Source organism: Sulfurimonas sp. ST-25 (assembly GCF_048079205.1).
GTDB classification, from domain to species: Bacteria; Campylobacterota; Campylobacteria; order Campylobacterales; family Sulfurimonadaceae; genus Thiomicrolovo; species Thiomicrolovo sulfuroxydans.
On the sequence record NZ_CP182225.1, the window covers coordinates 187373 to 207358 of the forward strand.

Annotated in this window: 22 protein-coding genes; 17 read left to right on the plus strand and 5 right to left on the minus strand. The window is 50.0% G+C overall.

Annotation, left to right across the window (positions count from 1 at the left end; all coding sequences use genetic code 11):
• Positions 1 to 120 precede the first annotated feature (120 nt).
• The 8 genes from ACM66T_RS00985 to ACM66T_RS01020 all read left to right on the plus strand — a co-directional run bounded on the left by ACM66T_RS00985 (position 121) and on the right by ACM66T_RS01020 (position 5936).
• Positions 121 to 678, plus strand: coding sequence for a pyruvate flavodoxin oxidoreductase subunit gamma (locus ACM66T_RS00985; RefSeq protein ID WP_231019746.1), 558 nt, complete (start codon positions 121 to 123; stop codon positions 676 to 678).
• A 9-nt stretch (positions 679 to 687) separates the two neighbouring features.
• A complete protein-coding gene (locus ACM66T_RS00990) occupies positions 688 to 1080 on the plus strand; it encodes a 4Fe-4S dicluster-binding protein (RefSeq protein WP_231019748.1) in 393 nt (130 codons plus the stop codon).
• Positions 1080 to 2300 (plus strand): 2-oxoacid:ferredoxin oxidoreductase subunit alpha, encoded by a 1221-nt coding sequence (locus ACM66T_RS00995; protein WP_416768686.1) that lies wholly within the window; start codon positions 1080 to 1082, stop codon positions 2298 to 2300. The genes ACM66T_RS00990 and ACM66T_RS00995 overlap by 1 nt, the downstream gene beginning before the upstream one ends.
• Positions 2301 to 2311: 11 nt before the next feature.
• On the plus strand, positions 2312 to 3268 hold the full coding sequence (locus ACM66T_RS01000; protein ID WP_231019751.1) for a thiamine pyrophosphate-dependent enzyme: 957 nt from the start codon (positions 2312 to 2314) through the stop codon (positions 3266 to 3268).
• Between the two features lie 101 nt (positions 3269 to 3369).
• Entirely contained in the window at positions 3370 to 3885 is a 516-nt protein-coding gene (gene luxS / locus ACM66T_RS01005) for an S-ribosylhomocysteine lyase (protein WP_231019753.1), read from the plus strand.
• On the plus strand, positions 3885 to 4190 hold the full coding sequence (locus tag ACM66T_RS01010) for a hypothetical protein (RefSeq protein WP_231019755.1): 306 nt from the start codon (positions 3885 to 3887) through the stop codon (positions 4188 to 4190). The genes luxS and ACM66T_RS01010 overlap by 1 nt, the downstream gene beginning before the upstream one ends.
• A 144-nt stretch (positions 4191 to 4334) precedes the next feature.
• The gene (locus tag ACM66T_RS01015) at positions 4335 to 5411 is read left to right on the plus strand and encodes a YeiH family protein (RefSeq protein ID WP_231019757.1); all 1077 of its coding nucleotides are present in this window, start codon (positions 4335 to 4337) and stop codon (positions 5409 to 5411) included.
• A 126-nt stretch (positions 5412 to 5537) separates the two neighbouring features.
• Positions 5538 to 5936, plus strand: a complete 399-nt coding sequence (locus tag ACM66T_RS01020; protein ID WP_231019759.1) for a hypothetical protein — start codon at positions 5538 to 5540, stop codon at positions 5934 to 5936.
• Here the strand turns inward: ACM66T_RS01020 and ACM66T_RS01025 are convergent.
• Positions 5913 to 6782: a M23 family metallopeptidase gene (locus tag ACM66T_RS01025; protein ID WP_231019761.1), complete on the minus strand. Its 870-nt coding sequence runs from the start codon at positions 6780 to 6782 to the stop codon at positions 5913 to 5915. The two genes, ACM66T_RS01020 and ACM66T_RS01025, sit on opposite strands and share 24 nt — an antisense overlap.
• A gap of 274 nt (positions 6783 to 7056) precedes the next feature.
• On the opposite strand from ACM66T_RS01025, the gene ACM66T_RS01030 reads away from it, so the two are divergent.
• The gene (locus ACM66T_RS01030) at positions 7057 to 7494 is read left to right on the plus strand and encodes a DUF4395 domain-containing protein (RefSeq protein WP_231019763.1); all 438 of its coding nucleotides are present in this window, start codon (positions 7057 to 7059) and stop codon (positions 7492 to 7494) included.
• Between the two features lie 6 nt (positions 7495 to 7500).
• Here ACM66T_RS01030 and ACM66T_RS01035 read toward each other — a convergent pair whose 3' ends face one another.
• From ACM66T_RS01035 to ACM66T_RS01045, 3 genes are all read right to left on the minus strand, one after another.
• Positions 7501 to 8052 carry a DUF882 domain-containing protein gene (locus ACM66T_RS01035; RefSeq protein ID WP_231019765.1) on the minus strand — a complete coding sequence of 184 codons (552 nt, stop codon included), beginning with the start codon at positions 8050 to 8052 and terminating at the stop codon, positions 7501 to 7503.
• An 81-nt stretch (positions 8053 to 8133) separates the two neighbouring features.
• The gene (locus tag ACM66T_RS01040; RefSeq protein WP_231019767.1) at positions 8134 to 9765 is read right to left on the minus strand and encodes a L,D-transpeptidase family protein; all 1632 of its coding nucleotides are present in this window, start codon (positions 9763 to 9765) and stop codon (positions 8134 to 8136) included.
• A 113-nt stretch (positions 9766 to 9878) separates the two neighbouring features.
• On the minus strand, positions 9879 to 10538 hold the full coding sequence (locus ACM66T_RS01045; protein WP_349636722.1) for an ATP-binding protein: 660 nt from the start codon (positions 10536 to 10538) through the stop codon (positions 9879 to 9881).
• A gap of 110 nt (positions 10539 to 10648) precedes the next feature.
• Between ACM66T_RS01045 and ACM66T_RS01050 the strand changes: the two genes are divergently transcribed.
• The 5 genes from ACM66T_RS01050 (at position 10649) to ACM66T_RS01070 (ending at position 16701) form a co-directional block, all read left to right on the plus strand.
• Positions 10649 to 11386 (plus strand): heteromeric transposase endonuclease subunit TnsA, encoded by a 738-nt coding sequence (locus ACM66T_RS01050; protein ID WP_231019770.1) that lies wholly within the window; start codon positions 10649 to 10651, stop codon positions 11384 to 11386.
• Entirely contained in the window at positions 11376 to 13265 is a 1890-nt protein-coding gene (locus ACM66T_RS01055; protein WP_231019772.1) for a helix-turn-helix domain-containing protein, read from the plus strand. The genes ACM66T_RS01050 and ACM66T_RS01055 overlap by 11 nt, the downstream gene beginning before the upstream one ends.
• A 9-nt stretch (positions 13266 to 13274) precedes the next feature.
• On the plus strand, positions 13275 to 14180 hold the full coding sequence (locus ACM66T_RS01060) for a TniB family NTP-binding protein (RefSeq protein ID WP_231019774.1): 906 nt from the start codon (positions 13275 to 13277) through the stop codon (positions 14178 to 14180).
• Between the two features lie 5 nt (positions 14181 to 14185).
• Positions 14186 to 15247 (plus strand): TniQ family protein, encoded by a 1062-nt coding sequence (locus tag ACM66T_RS01065; RefSeq protein WP_231021249.1) that lies wholly within the window; start codon positions 14186 to 14188, stop codon positions 15245 to 15247.
• 356 nt (positions 15248 to 15603) lie between these two features.
• The gene (locus ACM66T_RS01070) at positions 15604 to 16701 is read left to right on the plus strand and encodes a hypothetical protein (protein ID WP_231019775.1); all 1098 of its coding nucleotides are present in this window, start codon (positions 15604 to 15606) and stop codon (positions 16699 to 16701) included.
• On the opposite strand, the gene ACM66T_RS01075 is transcribed toward ACM66T_RS01070, so the two are convergent.
• Positions 16702 to 17895: a hypothetical protein gene (locus tag ACM66T_RS01075; protein ID WP_416768687.1), complete on the minus strand. Its 1194-nt coding sequence runs from the start codon at positions 17893 to 17895 to the stop codon at positions 16702 to 16704. It lies immediately after the preceding gene.
• Between the two features lie 140 nt (positions 17896 to 18035).
• On the opposite strand from ACM66T_RS01075, the gene ACM66T_RS01080 reads away from it, so the two are divergent.
• From ACM66T_RS01080 to ACM66T_RS01090, 3 genes are all read left to right on the plus strand, one after another.
• Positions 18036 to 18473 (plus strand): thermonuclease family protein, encoded by a 438-nt coding sequence (locus ACM66T_RS01080; protein ID WP_231019779.1) that lies wholly within the window; start codon positions 18036 to 18038, stop codon positions 18471 to 18473.
• Between the two features lie 18 nt (positions 18474 to 18491).
• Complete coding sequence (locus tag ACM66T_RS01085) at positions 18492 to 18746, plus strand: hypothetical protein (RefSeq protein WP_231019781.1); 255 nt, start codon at positions 18492 to 18494, stop codon at positions 18744 to 18746.
• A gap of 329 nt (positions 18747 to 19075) precedes the next feature.
• The gene (locus tag ACM66T_RS01090; RefSeq protein WP_231019782.1) at positions 19076 to 19933 is read left to right on the plus strand and encodes a hypothetical protein; all 858 of its coding nucleotides are present in this window, start codon (positions 19076 to 19078) and stop codon (positions 19931 to 19933) included.
• Positions 19934 to 19986: the final 53 nt, after the last annotated feature.

A 19986-nucleotide genomic window follows, 5' to 3' on the forward strand; every position in this document is an offset into this window, starting at 1 on the left:
TCAAAAATGAAAAGCTGTATTTAAGAGCAACTGGTTTAGAATACCCGATATCTGAGAATAGTCATCATAAGTTAGTAGTATTATGCATATACTGTTCTTAAATTTACCCGAGGAGAAACCATGCTCGAAATCAGATGGCACAGCCGTGCGGGACAAGGTGCTGTAACCGGCGCCAAAGGACTGGCGGATGTTGTTTCCACGACCGGAAAGCATGTACAGGCCTTCGCCTTTTATGGCTCTGCGAAGCGCGGGGCGGCTATGACCGCCTATAACCGCGTTGACGACCATGAAATTCTTAATCATGAAAAATATATGAACCCCGATTTCGTCTTCGTTATCGACCCGGCATTGGTCTATACGACAGACGTGACAATCAACGACAAGCCGGAGACGGTCTACATCATTACAACCCATATGAGCACGGAAGACCTGGTGGCATCCCAGCCCAAGCTCGACGGGAAAAAAGTTTACACTGTCGACTGTATCAAGATCGCTCAGGAGACGATCGGCCGTGCGATTCCGAATACACCGATGCTCGGTGCTTTCATGAAGATTTCCGGCATGTACGACATTGAGTTTTTCAAGGACAGTATGAAACGCATTCTTGCCAAGCTGCCGCCGAAAATCGTTGATGCGAACATGGACGCGATCCAGCGTGCCTACGACGAAGTGAAATAAGGAGAGCAGATGAACAACGGATGGAACGATTTTGAAATCGGCGCAATGCTGCGCTCGTTCGACGGTGCGGTCAATGATGTCGCTACGACGCTTCAGGAAGACCGCCCCTACTCCAAATCGAACTCCTTTACGGCGAGTGTCGCAGACTGGCGTATCGAAAAACCGATCTTTAACAAGGACTACTGTATCGACTGTCAGTTCTGTTGGATCTACTGCCCGGATATCTCCATTATTTCCCGGGACAAGAAGATGGTCGGCGTCGACTACGATCACTGCAAAGGCTGCGGTATCTGTGTCGAGGTATGCCCGACGAACCCGAAATCCCTGCTGATGTTTGCCGAGCAGGAAGATGAAGACAAAGCACTTGCCGGCTGGCCGGAAAAAGAGAAGAAGGAGAACTAATGGCAGATAAAATGGAACTGCGCGACGTCGAGGTCTGGGACGGTAACATGGCCGCCAGCCAGGCACTGCGCCAGGTACAGATCGACGTCGTCGCGGCGTACCCGATCACCCCTTCGACCCCGATTGTCGAGAACTACGGTAACTATCTGGCAAACGGCTACATCGACGGCGAGTTCGTCATGGTCGAGTCCGAGCACGCGGCGATGTCCGGCTGTATCGGTGCTGCCGCAGCGGGCGGCCGTGTCGCAACGGCGACCTCTTCCCAGGGCTTTGCCCTGATGGTCGAGACCCTTTACCAAGCATCCGGTATGCGTCTGCCGATTATCCTGAATGTCGTCAACCGTGCCCTGGCTGCACCGTTGAACGTCAACGGCGACCACTCCGATATGTACCTCGGACGCGACAGCGGCTGGATTCAGTTCGATGCGTATAACCCGCAGCACGCCTATGACCTCAACTTCATTGCTTTCCGCGTCGCGGAAGACCATGAGATCCGCCTGCCGGCAATGGTCCACCAGGACGGCTTCCTGACGTCGCATACGGCGCAGGGTGTCAAAACAATGGACGATGACACTGCTTATAACTTCGTCGGCGAATTCAAGCCGATGAACGATATGCTCGACCTCGATCACCCGGTCACGCACGGTGTCCAGACCGAAGAGGACTGGCACTTCGAGCACAAAGCGCGCCAGCACAATGACCTGATGACGAAGGTCTTCCCGAAGATCGAAGCTGCATTCGATGCGTTCGAAAAAATGACGGGCCGCCGCTATAACATCGTTGAAACGTACAAGACGGAAGATGCGGATGCGGTTGTCGTCTGTATGGGAACTTCCGTTGAAACGGCGTACGAAGTGGCCGATGAGCTGCGTGCCGATGGCAAGAAAGTCGGCGTAATCGGTATCCGTGTCGTCCGTCCGTGGCCGCACGCGCAGATCGCAGAGGCCCTCAAGGGGATCAAAGCGATCGGTGCCCTCGACCGCTCTTCACCGAACGGTACCTTCGGGATGCTGTACAACGAACTGGCCGGTACGGTCATCAACAGCGGTGAAGCGAAAGTCCTGACGAACTACGTCTACGGTCTCGGCGGCCGTGACCTCACCAAAGTCCACCTGCGTGAAATCTACGCGGAACTGCTTGCCAACGCGGAAGCCGGAAAACCGACAACACCGCTGCAGCAGCTGATCGGGGTCCGCGGACCGAAGATCAGCTTCCACTAAGGAGAAGAGATATGAGCGAAATGAAAAAGATTAAAAACCTTAAAGAGTTTTCAACATCCGCGGACCGTTTCGAGGGGGCAAACCTCCTCTGTCCGGGGTGTGCGCACTCTATCATCGTCCGCGAAGTTCTCAACGCGACGAACGATGACCTGATCCTTGCGGCATCGACAGGCTGTCTGGAAGTTTGTACGGCGGTTTACCCCTATACGTCATGGGACGCTTCCTGGATCCATATCGGCTTCGAGAACGGCTCTACGGCTGTTGCGGGTGCCGAGGCGATGTACAAGGCTCTCAAACGCAAAGGGCGCCTGAAGCAGCCGGACCGCGAGCCGAAATTCGTTGCGTTCGGCGGCGACGGCGCCTCTTACGACATCGGTTTCCAGTGGATCTCCGGCTGTTTCGAACGCGGTCATAACATGATGTACGTCGTTCTCGACAACGAAGTCTACGCCAATACCGGCGGACAGCGCTCCTCTTCCACACCGATCGGTGCGAGCACAACGACAGCCCCGGCGGGTCGCGTCAGCTACGGCGAGAAGATGCACAAGAAAAACATGATGCAAATCATGGCGGCGCACGGCTCACCGTACGTTGCGCAGGTTGCACCGAACAAGTGGAAAGATATGGTCAAGAAGATCCAAACCGGTTTCGCGACCGAAGGCCCGGTCTTCATCAACGCCATGTCCGCCTGTACGACGGAGTGGAAGTTCCTTCCCGAAGATACGATTGCGATCTCCGATCTGGCGACGGACTCCCTGGTCTTCCCGCTCTACGAGATCATCGGCGGTACGAAGCTCAACATCACCTACCGTCCGAAAAATGTCATCCCGGTCAAGGACTATCTCGGTGCGCAGGGGCGCTTCAAGCACCTCTTCAAACCGGAGAACAAGCATGTCCTCGACGAGTGGCAAGCTCGTGTCGACCGCGACTGGGAATACCTCCAGCGCCGCGAAGAGGCCAGTGTCTAAAAGACACGGCTTCGCCCCCTATTAACCCCATCCGTTAAAGCCCCCTTCAATACACAAACGCTACCATTTGAAAAATTTTCATCCGATGTTAAAGGACAAATATGCCTCTGCTTGACAGTTTTACAGTCGACCATACCATCATGCCGGCGCCGGCAGTGCGCAAGGCCAAAGGGATGAAGACACCCTGCGGGGATGCCATTACGGTCTTTGACCTTCGCTTTTGCAAACCGAACGAGGAGATCATGCCCGAGCGTGGGATCCATACGCTCGAACATCTCTTTGCCGGATTTATGCGCGACCACCTCAACGGCAACAACGTGGAGATCATCGATGTCTCCCCGATGGGGTGCCGTACCGGGTTCTACATGAGCGTGATCGGTACGCCGGAGGAGGTGCGTGTCGCCGAAGCCTGGGAAGCATCAATGAAGGACGTTCTCGGTGTCGAACACCAGGAAGATATCCCCGAACTCAACCTCTACCAATGCGGTACCTGTAAAATGCACTCCTTGGACGAAGCCAAGGCGATCGCGTCGGGCGTGCTGGACAAAGGGGTCGGCGTGATGGACAACGATGCGCTGAAACTGGACCTCTCCAAGGTTGAAAAGGCGGTCTGCTGATGAAGCTGCTGCTGCCGATGGACCGGGAGGATACCCAGGAGGGTTCCCTCGTTCCGATCGCGGAGGCCAAGACTTGGGGTCTGGTCGACGTGGAGGAGGGGCAGGTCGTCGAAGTCCGTTTTTTCGCGGAGAAGGAGACGGCGCTGGAGGAGTGGCCCGATGCCGTTATCGTGCCGGGTGATTTTGAACCGGTGATGGAGTTCATCGAACAGCAGATGATGGTCCTTGTCGCGCATATGCAGCGTTCCATCGACGACATCGTCGAAGCCTTCCTCTTCAAAGAGCTGCACGAACTGGCGTTCTGACGCCGGTTTTCTTTCAAAAAAGCTGAATCAAGTATCAATTTTCCCTTATTTTTCTTAACATCTTAAAAACTGTATAATTACACCCAATTATACTTGGGCCCCCCGGTTTTACCTGGCCGGCGTGTGCCCGACAAAAGGGTTTTTATGGCTTTTTCCAAAGAGAAACGCAAAGGGACGATCAGCGGTATCATCTTTGTCGCGATCGTCGCCGCCGCCGCCACCTATATCGCGGCGCTGGCCCCGGTAGCGAAACTGGGGATATCTCCCTTGGTTGTGGGTATCGTGATCGGTATCTTCTACGCAAACACGCTGCATAACCATTTCCCGGAAGCGTGGGAGAGCGGGATTGTCTTCTCCGGTAAAAAAATCCTCCGTTTCGCTATTGTCTTTTACGGTTTCCGTATTACCTTCCAGCAGATCGCCGAGGTCGGTATCGAAGGGTTTATGGTCTCGCTGATCATGCTGGGCTCGACCTTTATCCTCGGGACTTGGCTCGGGAGCAAGATCTTCGGCCTTGACCGCGATACCGCTATGCTGACGGCATCCGGCGCCTCTGTCTGCGGTGCGGCTGCGGTCCTGGCGACGGAGCCGGTCCTCAAAGCCGAAGAGCACAAAGCGGCGATCGCCGTCTCCATGGTCGTCTTGTTCGGTACGATCGCGATGTTCCTCTACCCGGCACTCTACAGTGCAGGGGTCTTCGACATGACGCCGCGCGAATTCGGTATCTATGTCGGCGGCACGATCCACGAGGTTGCGCAGGTCGTCGCCGTCGGCGGTGCGTACGGCACCGAGGCGAGTGATGCGGCCGTTATCGTCAAAATGACCCGCGTTATCATGATCGCCCCGATGCTGATCCTGTTGGGGATCTACCTCTCCTACGCTGCGAAGAAAAGCGGCGGCGAGGGCGGTGTGATCAAGCTCGTCATCCCCTGGTTTGCCGTCTACTTCGTGGGGATGGCCGGTGTCAACTCCCTGATCCACGGCTACGTTCACGGCGGTGTGAGCGAAGCGGTCGCGGGGCTGATCACTACGACGATCGCTTATGTGAACGAGATCGATACGTTCCTGTTGACGATGGCCATGACGGCGCTCGGTATGGGAACGCGTTTCGCGAAGTTCAAAGGCCTCGGCCTCAAGCCGATCTACGCCGCCGGTGCGATGTTCGTCTGGCTTGTTGTCGGCGGTTACTTCATCACCAAAGCGGTCGTCGCTACGTTCTAGCACGACCTTTTCTTCAAAAAAGGCCGCTTCGCACGAAGCGGTTTCCCCCTTTTCTACATTCCCACCATGTGATATACGTTGTCTTTTGCGATCTACAATTGGGAAAATCCCCAATGGAAACGATCAATGAAATCAGTTTCGGACTATGTGAAAAGTGCACTCGTCGGTTTCATGCTATTGACGGGTACTATGGCGGACGGCAGGAGCCTGGAGGACACGCGGCGCAACAGCGATGACGTGCCGAAGCTTCAGAGCGCAGAGCGATCTCAGGAGGTGCAGGCACGCATCGAGGGGCAGTTCAGCCGCAGAGACGGTGCGCATATCGCGCTGACACGTTATCTGCGCAAACGGCTGCGTTTCCCTGAGAGCTTTGTCCATATCAAAACGTACTATCGCCGTGAAGGCGAGCGTCTGCACGTGGAGATGGTCTACCGGGCAAAAAATGCGCAGGGGAATTTCTGCACGGAGCGGATGCGGGCAGTGGTCTCGCCGGAAGGGGCGTTATTCGGTGTCCGCTGCGCGTGACGTATCTAGCTGCGCTGTTTTGGTCTCCCGGAAAAGACCGTTGAGTGTTGAGAGCAGCTGCATCGGGTCGACCTGGACGCCCTGCAGCATCACGGCAAAATGCAGATGCGGACCGGTCACGCGGCCGGTACTGCCGCTGAGGCCGATCGGTTCTCCTTTGGCGACGCTGTCGCCGACCTTGACGTCGATACGGCTGAGGTGGTAGTAGCAGCTGTAAAGCCCCTCCCCGTGGTCGACAAGCACGGAGTTCCCGGCGTAATAGCGCTCTTTGGCGAGTACGACCACGCCGTCGTTGACGGCAGCGACGGGGGAGCCGGGCTTGGCCCGGAAATCGGTGCCGGAATGAAAGCTCCTGAGGCTGCCGTTGAAGAGCCTTGCCGTGCCGAAAACACTTGTAACGTTGCTCTCCATCGGAAGGGCAAAGGGCGTAGACCAGAAGCGCTGCGGCGTAAAGCGGCCGTAGATCGCCATCGCCTCACGGTACTCTCTCGAGACGCGTTTCTGCTGTTCGGGATTCGGTTTGACCTTGGAGGGCTGGACATGAAGGGTTTCGGAGGGGTAGTTGCCGTCAATGATGCGGAAAGGGATCAGTTCGTCCCCTTCCGGGCTGAGACGGTGCAACTGCTTTTCTCCCGGTGCCGTGCGGTACCCGACGGGAATAAGGGCAATGCGTTGATCGGGATCGGCCGGATGCTGCAGCAGCGGGATCTCTTTCCCCCGGTAGAAAAGCCTCGCATCGTCATCGGCGGCGAGGCTGATCATGGCGGTCTGACCGTTGGCGATCTCTGTCGCAGCTGCCGGTAGCAGCGTGCATAACAGCAGCAGGAGTAAAAGAGATGACCGCATGAGGATCCTTTGGTGGATAGCTTTTAACAGTATAGGCGGTTTCAGGTAAAGCATCCTTTTAACGATAGCGGTAACGTGGAAGCCAGCAGCATTCCGGTCAGATTCGATAGCACGGATGACGTAGTACTTGGAGCAGTAGAGAAAGGCAACGGAAAGCTAATACTATACTTGATTAATAAAGTATATTTACTTGTGTATTATGATTTTTCTTTGATATGATCGCTCTAAAGATTGAAAAAGGTCCGCAAAACGACGGATCTGCCAAGGAGATATCATGGCTGCTGCATGCCCCGTGGCACTGATAAAAATAGATGAGAACCTGGTAAGACTGCAGGCGTTTCTAGTGGTAATAGCTGTCGCCGCATTTTTGTGGAGCGGCTCGTTCTGGCTGCTGGCGCTGCTGGTGTATGATTTCGCGATACGCGTTCTGGGGGCACCGAAGGGGAGCCCTTTCTTCCTGACAAGCCGGGCGGTCGTGAAACGATTGCCTGTCTCGGCGAAGCCGGTAGATGCGGGGCCGAAGAAATTCGCGGCGAAGATCGGATTGGTTTTCGTCATCACGGCCCTGCTGCTTGCGGTGGGAGGTTACGTTGAGGCTGCGACATGGCTGATGACTGTCATGGCGCTTTTTGCGTTGCTGGAAGCCGCCTGCGGCTTTTGTGTGGGGTGTAAACTCTATACGCTCTGTCTGCCGCTCTTTTCGCGGCAGTAGGGAACGTTACCAGTAGCGGACGCGGCCGCTGTCGACGTGGACGAAGTGGGAATCGGGATAAAAGCCGACCCCGCCGACTTTTTCACTGACGGCGGCTTTGCGGAGCATGGAGAGCTGCGTACCGGGCAGGTTGATGTCCATCGCTTTGCCAAGCATATGGAGGCTTTTTTTCGCGACGCCGGAAGTGTTGTTGTGCAGCATGGCATTGGTCTTCGGCGAGCGGTAGCCTGAAATGATGTGAAAGGCTTCTTTGCTGTCGAGTTTGGTACGGATGGCGTAGAGCAGGTCAAGAAGTTCAGGGTCCATTGCTATCTCCGTGCCCGTCCGGTAGTCCCTGAGGATCTTATTGATATCGACGAGGGATTCCGGGATAAAACTGCCTTCGGCCCAAAAAGTGGTTTTGAGGCTTTCACCCGTATGAATGTTGTAGAAAGAGAGCGTTTTCTCATACGCGTCGGCTGTACTGCCGAACAGTGTATTCGGAAGGGCGGCCGCCAGGGCCGCCGCCCCGCCCAGTTTCAAAAACGCTCTGCGATCCATTGTCTGTTCAAACGCCATCCGAATCCCCCTGTTTCTTATTTCTTATGTATATTATTATACCAAAACGAAACATGGTGGTGCATCAGTAGTTTAAATTACTTAGTATTTCTTAAGATAATGACTGAGTTTTCGATCGTACTTGTAGATGTCGTCGTAGAAATAGACCACGCCCTCTTCATCGACGCGCGCGGTCTGGTAGGTGATATAGACGGGGACGGGAGTGGTGAGACGGACCCAGCGGTTTTCGCCTGTCAACAGCTGTGTCAGGAGTGCTTTGTAAGTGATATCCGGATCATCGAGTGAGAGAAGGTAATGGGCCAGCTCCATCGGCTTTCTGACCCGGATGCAGCCGGAGCTATGGGTACCGTTGCCGTTTTTAAAGAGCGATTGTGAAGGCGTATCGTGGATATAGATATCGTAGGGGTTCTGAAAGAGGAACTTGACGTAACCCAGCGGGTTTTTTGCGCCGGGGTCTTCGCGGAAGGTATAGCGATTGGTATCGCTCTGCTGCCACTGCATCCAGTCGATGGTCCGGGGGTCGATGGGGTGGCTCTCGTCGGCGTCGTCGGCGGCGAAAAGCTTGATGTGTTTTACGGCCAGGTAGTGGGGATCGGTTTGAAGTTTCGGAATAAGGTCTTCGTTGAGGATCGTTGCCGGCACGCGCCAATAGGGGTTGAGGACGATGTAGCGCATCATGGAAGCGAAGGTGGGGGTCTCGCGTTCGCGGCGTCCGACGATCGCCCGCATGGTCAGCAGCGGTTCATCGTCCTGCATGACTTCCAGGGTGAAACCGGGGATATTGACGATGATATAGGGACCGCCGTTGTGGGGCGGCAGCCATTTCCACCGCTCCATATTGAGGCGGATCTTCTTCATGAGCACTGACGGGGACTGGGCCATCTTAGCCGATGTGACCGGACCAACGATGCCGTCTGCCGTGATGCCGTGGCGACGCTGGAAACGTTTGACGGCATCGCGCAGCCGCTCCGTCTCCTCCGCTTCGTCTTCGGAGGGGGGATCGACCAGGTCGCCGGTCATGGCGAGACGGCGGTAGACATTGGCGTCGTCGGCGTAGTCTGCGGCATGGGTACTCCAGCCTCCCGCGTCGGCGATCCGCCGATACTCGGCGAGGGCCGTACGCAGCCGCTGATAACCGATGTGGTTCGGTGCGACTGAGAGCAGGACATCCTGTACGCCGCCCTGCGCAACGTGCTCCGTCAGGAGGGCGGCAGGTTCGAGGAGCGAATTGTCGAATTCGTGGGTGGCATTGAGATCCGCGCCGTAGGCCTGGCCGTAATGCAGATCGTGTCCGAGTGAAAAAAAAGCATCGGTAAGCAGCACGTCAAGCTGTGCAAGCTGTAGCGTTGCATTCCCCTCCTCCTGGCGGAGGGATTGGATTTCGGTTAAATGGTAGGCGGGCGTATTGGGGTCGAGCCCTTCGTCCGCGATGCCGTCGATCATGAGCCAGAGCATGTCCGCGCCGGGAAGGAGACGGCTGTCGCGGCTCCAGAAGGGCGCGAAGCCGCGTGCGGCATAAAAACGCTTTGCTGCGGTCGCCAGCGCCGGCATCTCCGCTCTGGCGGTGACGTTTTCATCCGCCACGCTGCGGATTAGCGCGGCGACGGGGCCAGCAGCGACCGCTACGGGTTGCGTACGGTTGGCCTCCTCTGTACTTTCAAGGGCAATAATTTGTGTGCCAATGAGCAGCCACGCCTTCAGAACAGTGATCACGACCTGTTGAAAAGTAGAGTGTTTCACGTCTGCCGTCTTTTGATCGGGGATATATCCCTATTGTATCCAGATTTATCCCAAGGGGAAGAGCGGTTGACGGAGGCGGGGCGGTTTCAGGTTCGTCTGCGGTAACTGAGGGCCTCCAGGAGATGAACCGCGGCGATCTCGGGACTCCCTTCGATGTCGGCGATGGTACGGGCGACTCTCTGTAGCTTTTTGATGGCGCGGAAGGAGAGTGCGAAGCGCTGCACGGCCTGGGAGAGCAGGGTGTCGCTTTCACCGTCCAGGCGGCAGTAGGTGTCGATGCCGGCGTCGTCGAGGCGACCGTTGAGCGCCTGCTGCCCGCGCGAGCGTTGCAGGGAATGGACACGCAGCACCGTCTCGTGCATCGCTTCCGAGGTGAGCGAAGCGCTGTCCTCGGCCCGGACGGGCTGCATCTGCACATAGAGGTCGATGCGGTCGAGGAAAGGGTCGGAGAGTCTGGAGCGGTAGCGCCGGATCTCCAGATCGCTGCAGCGGCACTCCAGCGCGTCGTTCAGCAGGTTGCCGCAGGGACAGGGGTTCATCGCCGACACGAAGAGGAAGTCCGTCGGGTACTCCACCTTCGAGTGGACGCGCGAGATGCGGATGCGTCTGTCCTCCAGGGGCTCGCGCAGGGCTTCGAGCACCTGTTTGGAGAAGTGGGGGAGCTCATCAAAGAAAAGGATGCCGTTATGGGCCAGCCCCACCTCGCCGATTTGGGCCCGGTGGCTGCCGCTGTCATTTCCAATTATTTATGCTACAATCGAAAGGCAAAGCCCGTGTATTCTGATACAAAATTCCAACTAATTATGCAAATATTTCCAAATATTTGTGCAAAACCTTTACAGAATTCCAATTATTCATGCAACTTCTTGGAAGTGGAAAAATGAAGATTTCATTGAAAAATAGAAAAATCGGATACACCTATGGAAGCATTTCCGGCTATTATGCATTTAGGAAAGAGAAGAGCATAGCGTTTGAGTCGACGCTTGAAAGAGATTTACTTGTTGTACTGGAGTTCTATGATCTGGTACTGGATGTTATAGAGCAACCGGTGACACTAGAGTACTTTGGTGCTGATGGCAACTGCGTGCAATATACGCCGGACTTTCTCGTGCATTTCAAACTTTCTTCCCAAGGCAATGCACGAAAGCCTTATCCAAAGCCAATGCTTATTGAAGTTAAACCATCTAAAAAGCTCAAATCTGACTTCTCCACGCTCCGCCCAAAATTCAAGCTTGCCACAAAATACGCTTTAGAGAATGGATATGTGTTCAAAATCTTCGATGAAAAGAAAATCCGTGGGCAGGCCTTCAAAAACATTAGTTTCTTAGCAAGGTACAAAAACTACGAGTATGATCCTGATGAGCGACATCGCATCATTTCAAATTTAATGATTTTGGGGGAAGTGACTATAGAGAATTTACTCGCATCACTCTACGTCACTGATAGCGAACGGGGTATAGGACTCGGGCATGTATGGCATTTGATCGCGAACAAACACGTAGTATGCGATATAGGGTTGCCTTTGGGCAAGCATACAGTGGTCTGGGCGAAAGAAGAAGAGAATAACTGTTTGGGAGCTCACTATGCATTCTGAGACGGAAGCACATAAACTCGACAGACGCCTTGTAAAAGTTGAAAAAGATGGCTATGTCCAATACCAAGGCGAAGTATATAAAGTGTCACTGATTATCGACCCACACGAGATTGTTGGGATAAATACCAAGACCGGAAGTGCAACAAGGTTATTGGCTAGGGACTTAAAACCAATAGAGTTTAGTGAATCAAGCGGCTATGAGATTATCGACAGGGATATGTTGGATATTTCTGATGAGACTTGGGAAAAAGTAGAGCGCCGATATGAAGGTATCAAACCAATATTGAATGGAGCTTCCAAGGTTGAAATCGAACAACATGCAGAGCAGATGAATGTCCACTATACCACCTTGTATCGATGGTATAAAGAATACAGGGAGAGCGGGACAATTTTAGGTCTTGCACCACGGAAGAAAGGCCCAAAGCCTGGTAAGTCAGGAATCAACAGCCGGGCTGAAGCAATTATCCAGGAAATGATCCAAAAATTCTATTTGACTAAACAACGACCAAACGTATCGTCCATCATCCATAAAGTATTTAATCAGTGCAAGCAGGAGAATGTCACCCCACCCGGCAAGAATACGATTAGAAATAGGATTGCCGGTATTTCAGAATATGAACGACTAAAAAAACAGGGAAATGCGTCGATCGCAAGGGATAAGTTTGAGCCAAAACCTGGGAGCTTTAACGCTGAATACCCGCTGCAGATTGTACAGATTGACCATACCCGTGCCGATGTCATCCTTGTCGATGACGAGACGAGGGCACCTATCGATCGACCATGGCTCACCGTAATGATTGACCTGTATAGTCGAATGGTTGTGGGATTCCATCTGTCCCTAGAAGCCCCCAGTGTTACATCGGATGCATTGTGTATTGCAAACGCAGTGCTTCCAAAAGATCAAATCCTACTTGAACATGGCATTGAGGAGGAGTGGGATGTCTGGGGGTTCCCGCAAACTATTCATTCCGATAATGGTGCAGATTTCAGATCAGAGAGCCTGAAGAGGAGTTGTCTTGTATATGGAATGAATTATATGTTTAGGTCGCCAGGCGTTCCCAGCCTAGGTGGGCATGTCGAAAGAATGATTAAAACAATCATGGATGAAACGCACAATATCCCCGGTACGACGTTTTCAAATATCTTTGAACGCAAGACATATGATTCCGAAGGCAATGCGATGATGACTTTTTCGGAGTACGAAAAGTGGCTATTGCTCTTCCTTACCAAAATATACCATAAGCGTCAGCATCAAACTTTGGGAGTGTCTCCAGAGGCGAAATGGAGAGAGGGCATATTTGGCAGCGCCTTGCATGAAGGCGTGGGGTATCCCCCAAAACCATCCGATCCGCAGACTGTTTTGCTTGACTTCCTGCCAATGGTTATGCGCACCATCCAGCGCAACGGTGTAAATATCGACGGACTGAACTATTATGACCAGTCTCTACGCCCATTCATCAACCAGATTGATCTGCAAACAGGAAAAAAGAAGCAATTCATTTTTAAAAGAGACATTCGCGATATCAGCTTTGTGTGGTTTTATGAGGAAGTGAACCAAGTTTATTACAAAGTGCGTTTGGCTGACATGACCATTCCAAGGATGAGTCTATGGGAGTTGAAAGAAATCAGAAAGAGACTGAAGAATGCAGGTACGCAAGCCATTACGCCGTACAAACTAGCAGAGGCATATGAGGAACTGCATGAACACATCGAAAGTTCTTCACAAAAATCAAAAAAAGCGAGACGGCAGCTTCAGAAAATAAAGAATCAGGAGCATTCTAAGCAGAAAGATCCAAAGCCGATTGTTAAGACAGAAGAGCCGGCAAAAGCCGGGGATGAAAGCCTATGGGATGACGATGACCTTCCCGTTTTTGATTAGGATTGTAGAGTGAGCATCCCATATTCCCATATCCATGACGATTATAAGCATCTACTTGATCTGGATGCAGAACGCCGCATTGCTTCACTTGATGAAGACGTATGGATCAATTACCCAAAAAGCGACAGCGTCATTCAATTGCTAAATAGAATCATCAATATGCCCAAAAAACCCAGGATGCAAGGGTTGTTGATAATTGGAGAAGCAGCTATTGGGAAGACGTCCATCGTCAATAGATTTGCCCAAATGCACCCGGATGTCACTTTTGAAGATGAGGACCGGATAACACATGTGCAACGGCCTGTCATACAGGCTGTAATGCAAAATTCGGATGAACGGGAACTTTACATTGCTATTCTGGAAACGTTCTTAACTCCATTTAGGAAAAACGATACACGCTTGAAGCTGAAATACCAGGCCATTTCTTTGATGCGTGCTTGCCATGTCAAGATGTTGATCCTGGATGAAATCCATAATTTACTACGCGGAACCCCGGTGCAGCAGAGAAGCATCATGGATGTCTTAAAAAACCTTAGCAACGAGCTGATGATACCCATTGTAGGTGTCGGCGTCCACGAAGCAGCACTTGTCTTGGGGTCGGAACCCCAACTCGCGAGCCGCTTCGACATTGCGAGATTGCCTCTGTGGGATATGGACAAAAACTTCAGAGCACTGCTTGTCGCTTTCGAAAAAAGGCTTCCTTTGAAGAAGCCTTCGCATATCGATAGGAAAGAAAAGGCAACACTGATATACCAGTATTGCCAGGGGAATTTGGGGGATCTGCACAGGCTTCTTGTGGAATGCAGTAAAAGCGCGATAGAACGGGGGCTCGAAGAGATCACTGTGGATCTCATTAAAGAAAATCAGTGGGTCATGCGTTCGAATAAACAAAGAGCACGCGAGATACCGCTTTGATCCCTGTGCGGCCAAAACCCTGGGAGGATGAGATTCTGAGCTCTTGGTTGATTCGCTGTTCCATTATGAACGGGAGTGATCCCACCAGTTTTGCGGATGCGATTTGGCCGAAGTCCAGGATGTGGACCAAGGATATGGATCGATTCTTGCCGGAGGATAAAGTATATGCTTTGTCTGAAGCTACCTCGTTATCCCCTGGAGAGATCGTTGGGATGACACTGGCCGGCGTAATAGAAAAAGTAACCCACCTCTCCCGAATGAAACCAACCATAGCATGGCCATGGGTTATTCCAACTGGTAGCCGCAGCAGAAAACGAGTAAATGGTCTTCACTTTTGTCCAAAGTGTCTTGGACTTTCGACTGTCTATTTCAAGAAGCAGTGGCGCCTCTCATGGAACGTCGCCTGTCCTCATCACAGCATTCTGCTACATATTCATTGCCCTGCATGCCATTCCGTATTTTCCCCCCAGCTGGTGCAATATGATGATGGTGACGTCTCCAAGTGTCATATGTGTGGTTATGACTTGAAATCGACCAGCTCCTTGCCGGCAAACGAGATGGCTTTGGATCTACAGGAGTATCTCAATGCAATAGCTATAAATGATCAATATGCAAAAGATGTTTTTCCCTTGCTGGAGGGGAAAACACATTTGGTTTTTGCGACCGTGAGATTACTAATGCGTTTTTTTCGCAGAGCCGATCGTTGCCAGGCTGTTCAGAGGGTCGTGGGTAGGCTCGACGGGCAAGAAGAAAGGCGCTTGAAACATGCCGGCAATCTACTTGATATGGCTGGCGTAGATGAGCGGCACTACCTGTTGACTCTTGTCGGAAAGCTCTGCAAAATGCAGCATAACGATGTTCTTTTTATTTTACGCGAGGAAGGCGTAACGCGTCAAATGTTTGAAAGAACAAAGTGCGAGTTGGAATCGACGATAGACGACATAATGGGTGCTCTGAAAGACAACGTAAGAGGAGAAGTGCATCGGAAGTTGTCAACGAGATCTTTAGAGCCAAAGAGCAAGCGTGAGATCGAAATTAAAATGGACGAGCTCAGGAGATATCTGTGAAAGAAACTCATTGCAGCAGTTGTGCAAAAGTACTGGATGGAGAGTGGTCGTACAGATACAGAGGAGAGCGTTTCTGCCGCCAATGTTTTGAATCGAATTTTACCTTGCGAACATGCACAAAATGTGGCCGAAAAAAGAAAGTTCACAACGATCTAGTGGTTGCTGTTTGCAAGATATGCCAAGTTAAAAATTCCCCGTGTATAAGATGTGGGAAGACTGACTATACGCCAGGATTGATCAGTGGACAAGGACCGGTATGCAACTCATGCTCAAAGTATTTTCGCCCCTATAAAACTTGTACAGAGTGCGGAAAAACTACATACACTGTCTCTAATAGAACATTTAACGATGGAAAGGTGGCACTTGTTTGCCAATCTTGCTACAACAAGCACTTGCCTGTCTGCTCTCAATGCAGAAAACAGAGAAAGGCTTATACATATGATGATGAACAAAAGCCAGTATGCCGGATTTGTGCGTTGGAGGGAACACGGACATGCAAAGTTTGTGGCGAGGAATTCCCTGCAGGCGTTGGTCGTATTTGCACGTCGTGCAGCAGTAACAACTCGTTAGGCCGCCAGATTGATTTTGGTCAGCATGCCTTGTCACCCTTTATGGCCGAATATTTTACACAATTTTCACAGTGGCTTGTGAAAAGAAGAGGCTCGCAGTTCGCTTCCAATAAGATCAAGCAATATTTTCCTTATTTCTTTGACCTGGATCGTTTTGCAGAAGAGCTAGAAAGGCATCCATCTTACGAAGAACTCGTTGACCGTTTCACGGTGGCCAGAACACGTCAAAATCTTCTTGTGAGCATTTTTCTGGATGAGATCGGAGTGATCAGAATTGACAAGAGAGTACAGGAAGAATACTCCAACATGGATATGATTGAACGTTATCTCGGTAGATTCCCTAAGAAGACTTGGCAAGCGGATATGCTTCATAAATATTCTGAACACTTGCATACAAAGCTTCAAAACGACCAAACGACGGTACGGTCAATACGGTTAGCATTAGGTGGCGCCGTAAATTTATTGCATTACTGCAGGCATTTTGTGCCGGTCGAATTATCCAATAAAGCCCTGCATGGGTACCTATGGAAATTCCCTGGACAAAGGGGTACTTTGACAGGGTTCGTCAATTTCGTAAACAGCGGATATTCAATAGACCTCCAGCTTCCAAACGCGGGCAAGACAATACTGCATACTCCAACTAAAAGCCGCCAATTGCTTGAGCGTCTCTTTTTGGAGGCACTTAGAAGCGGAGAACAGGATCTAAGCAGTGTTGTCAAGAAGACTGTACTCGCTATAGAGTATCTGCATCATGTCGGTATTCCGGACAATGTTGTAATTGAACTACGTGACATAAAAAGATCAAAAAAGGATAGCAGCTGGAGTGTACGTTTGGCAGGAAGGGAGTTTTATTTGCCGGAGGAGGTCACTCCTGCGGCAAAATGATCATTTATCCTTGCAGAACGCTTCGTGGAATGAATGATATTCACTAATCAGGTGTATATCTCTCAAAGAAGCTTTTTCGTTTTTCTTGTGGCGCAATTTTGTTGATCTCAAAAGCATATTGACATATGTTGGATAAGTTGCGTTACCATCGCATATTTTTTTTAGAGAAGAGCTATTTTTATCTTGTACAATTTCCTGGACCACTTCCTTTGGGTAATAATAGACGATGTTGTCTCTAATGCCCATCATGAGAATAATCTGCGATTGGTTTTGATCAGAAAACTGAACCTCTTGAATGGCCGGTAAAGTAGATTCCATGGTATAGCTTTCTACAGCCATATCAACCAGGTAATCTTTAAAAAGAGGGTCGTCAACTTTGAGATAAGTCGCTCTCACAAAATTCACCCCTGAAATCATCAATGTAATAGCTAGAAAAATCATTGCTCCTGCTGTAATAGTGACTAACGCACTTTTGATGGAATCAAGCAAACTAGGTTTGCATTTGATGATATATTGTTTGCTCATCTTTTCAAGCACATGTAGTGGGAGTACTCCACCACCTCCCATGACGAGTGTATACGCAAGTATCAAGCCGCCAATGAATAGAAGGGTTTCTTCTGCAATCAGAACGACCGATTCAATTGAGATGGAATGTAGTGGGAATCCGAAGATTAATAGTCTGACAACAATGCTCACGACGACAATAGAAAACATCGCAATGAACAAACTCAGTACATTGCCAATCGATAGCTTGTTTTTTACTTCGTCGATGAAGTGTCTGATCGGGTTGGTGTCAGTGAATTTTTTTGTTTCGGACTCAAAGGGACAAAGATGTTTCTTGATTACTGCAGCACTCTTTTTGTCTTTGACTGGTACTACAAACAAATCAATGAGCAGGTTCTTCCGGTCTTGTCTTGGTTCAAGAAACGAGTGCAGTCCAGACTTAAACTCCATGCGCATGATGTCCTCAAACAAATTAGGCCTATTCCCCGATATGGCTTGCATTGTAAAAATGATGCTGTTGGTTATTTGATCGGTAACACATATAAAGAAAAATACTTCTGGCCGCTTGCCATCTTTGGGGGTATCCAAAAAGGAAAGGGTGTAATTGTGCTGATAGGCCAGGAACTTTTCTACTGTTGTAGATGTGTGGTATTGACCATATGCACTACATAGTTTCACGAAGTCTTTCATATAATTGTCTGTCATAGAACCCTCCAATGTTTTTTGTGCCTGCAATATAGCAAATAGATAAAATATTGTTCAAAAATATTTCATATTGCATCTTGTGGTATCACATATTGTGTTTTAGATAGTCGATACAAGGAAATGAAATGATAAAAACTCTTGCCATACTCTTACTATTGACAGCTTTACTATCAGCAATATCCATTCATGAGAAAGATTTTGGGAATGTCCGGATTGCAGAAGTGACAAGTATTTATGATGGGGACACATTTAGGGTGAATATATTAGGTTATCCCGGAATTATAGGAGAACGCATCCCCATTCGGCTAAACGGCATTGATACGCCCGAGATAAGAGGGAAGTGTGATAAAGAAAAAATCCTGGCACGCAAAGCAAAGCAGTACACTGTACATGCCTTGAGGGCTGCGAATACGATTGAATTAAGGCATATGAAACGAGGAAAGTATTTTCGAATTGTTGCAGATGTCTATGTGGATGGGAGAAGTCTCGCTCGGGGACTGATAACCAGTGGTTTTGCCGTGCCTTACGATGGTGGTAGAAAGACAAAAGACTGGTGTGAGTAAAAAGGTTGACTAGTTATCATGAAGGTTGAAATTCCTACGATTTCGGATCTTAGAAACTCTCAAGTAATCGGATTGGGGAATGAGGTGCTGGCTAGAGGAGTCTCGGTTTATGTCAGACCCCTGGGTATGGCATTGGGGGAGGATGAAATGGTCAAACTCTGCCCAGACGGCAAATGTCAAATTGTACACATTGATGAAGAATTTCATGAGGTCGTTCTTAGCAAGGTGGATGAACATAATCACATCAAGAGAGTATTCGAAGACTCCTTCTAAAGTTTAACACCTAGATGGTGCGTATGCAGATTTTCAGCCGGACTGCAGGCTGGAACATTCGTGTCAATGATGAATGAAAATTGCAAGCACACTGTTTGACTCATTCAAGCTCTAGAGTTGTATAAAAGAACAACCAAGTATAGGGCACACTAACATATATCTTCACATTAATAAATTTATTTCCATACTGTTACAGTGATACATAATTAAGTAAATAATTAGAAACAAACATATACTATTGTGAAAAATTAATTAAAATAACCAAAATAAATCTACTATGTTTCTTCAAATGATGACGGATTTTGTAGTAGAGAAAGGTTCAATGAGTAATGATCAGGCATTTTTCCAAACAGACCAGTTTATTATTACTGTCAGGGGTGAGTCTAGCTTTTATAGGTTGTAATAGCGGTGATAGCGATCATCAGGCGAGCGTTAATATTGACACGAGTAATCAGCAGCTCTTAGTTGCTACACTTTTCGATTCTATAGACAGTACTACGCCACAACTCCCCTCTGTGAAAGAGACAAAAACACCGGATCCCTCTTCGATGTCATATGCTGAAGCGCTTGCAAGTATCAAAGGAGAATCAGATTCAAAAAAAGAGACGGTCTCGACTTGCAGTGGAGGGGGAATGATATATTCCAACGGTTCGGAAGGCAGCGCAGAACTAAGCTATGAGAACTGTGTAGAAGGAACGACAACGACGAATGGAAAGATTACAGTCATTTATGACGATACGACCGGAAGCGTCAGCTATACATTGTCGGACTATAGTTTGGAAAATAGCAGTACCTCTTACAAAACACCCAAGACGACATACACTCTTTCTAGCGGCCACATTGCTTATGTCACTTCGGGTGAGAGAACCATTGATGGCAAAAAGGTCGAGTTTGACCAATACAAATATGCGCTTGATATTGTCGGTGACACGATGCGTATCGCAGTGAACGGATATTTGAAAACCGATGCCGTCGGCGATTGGATGGGCGTCAAGACCGAGAAAGCAATGCAATTCAAAGAGGGTGTTTGCCCTGATTCAGGTGACATGGCGCTTCTTGGCAGTGGATCCACCTTGGAACTTAAGTTTAGTGAGGACCACAGCATTGGCCTTTACCTGAATGATGAGTTGACTAAAAGCTTTGGCGACTGCAATGTGCTTCCGGTTCTATCAGAAGCCGGTGCTTGAATTACAACACTCCCAATTTTTACAATTTAACACTACCGACATAATACGAAATT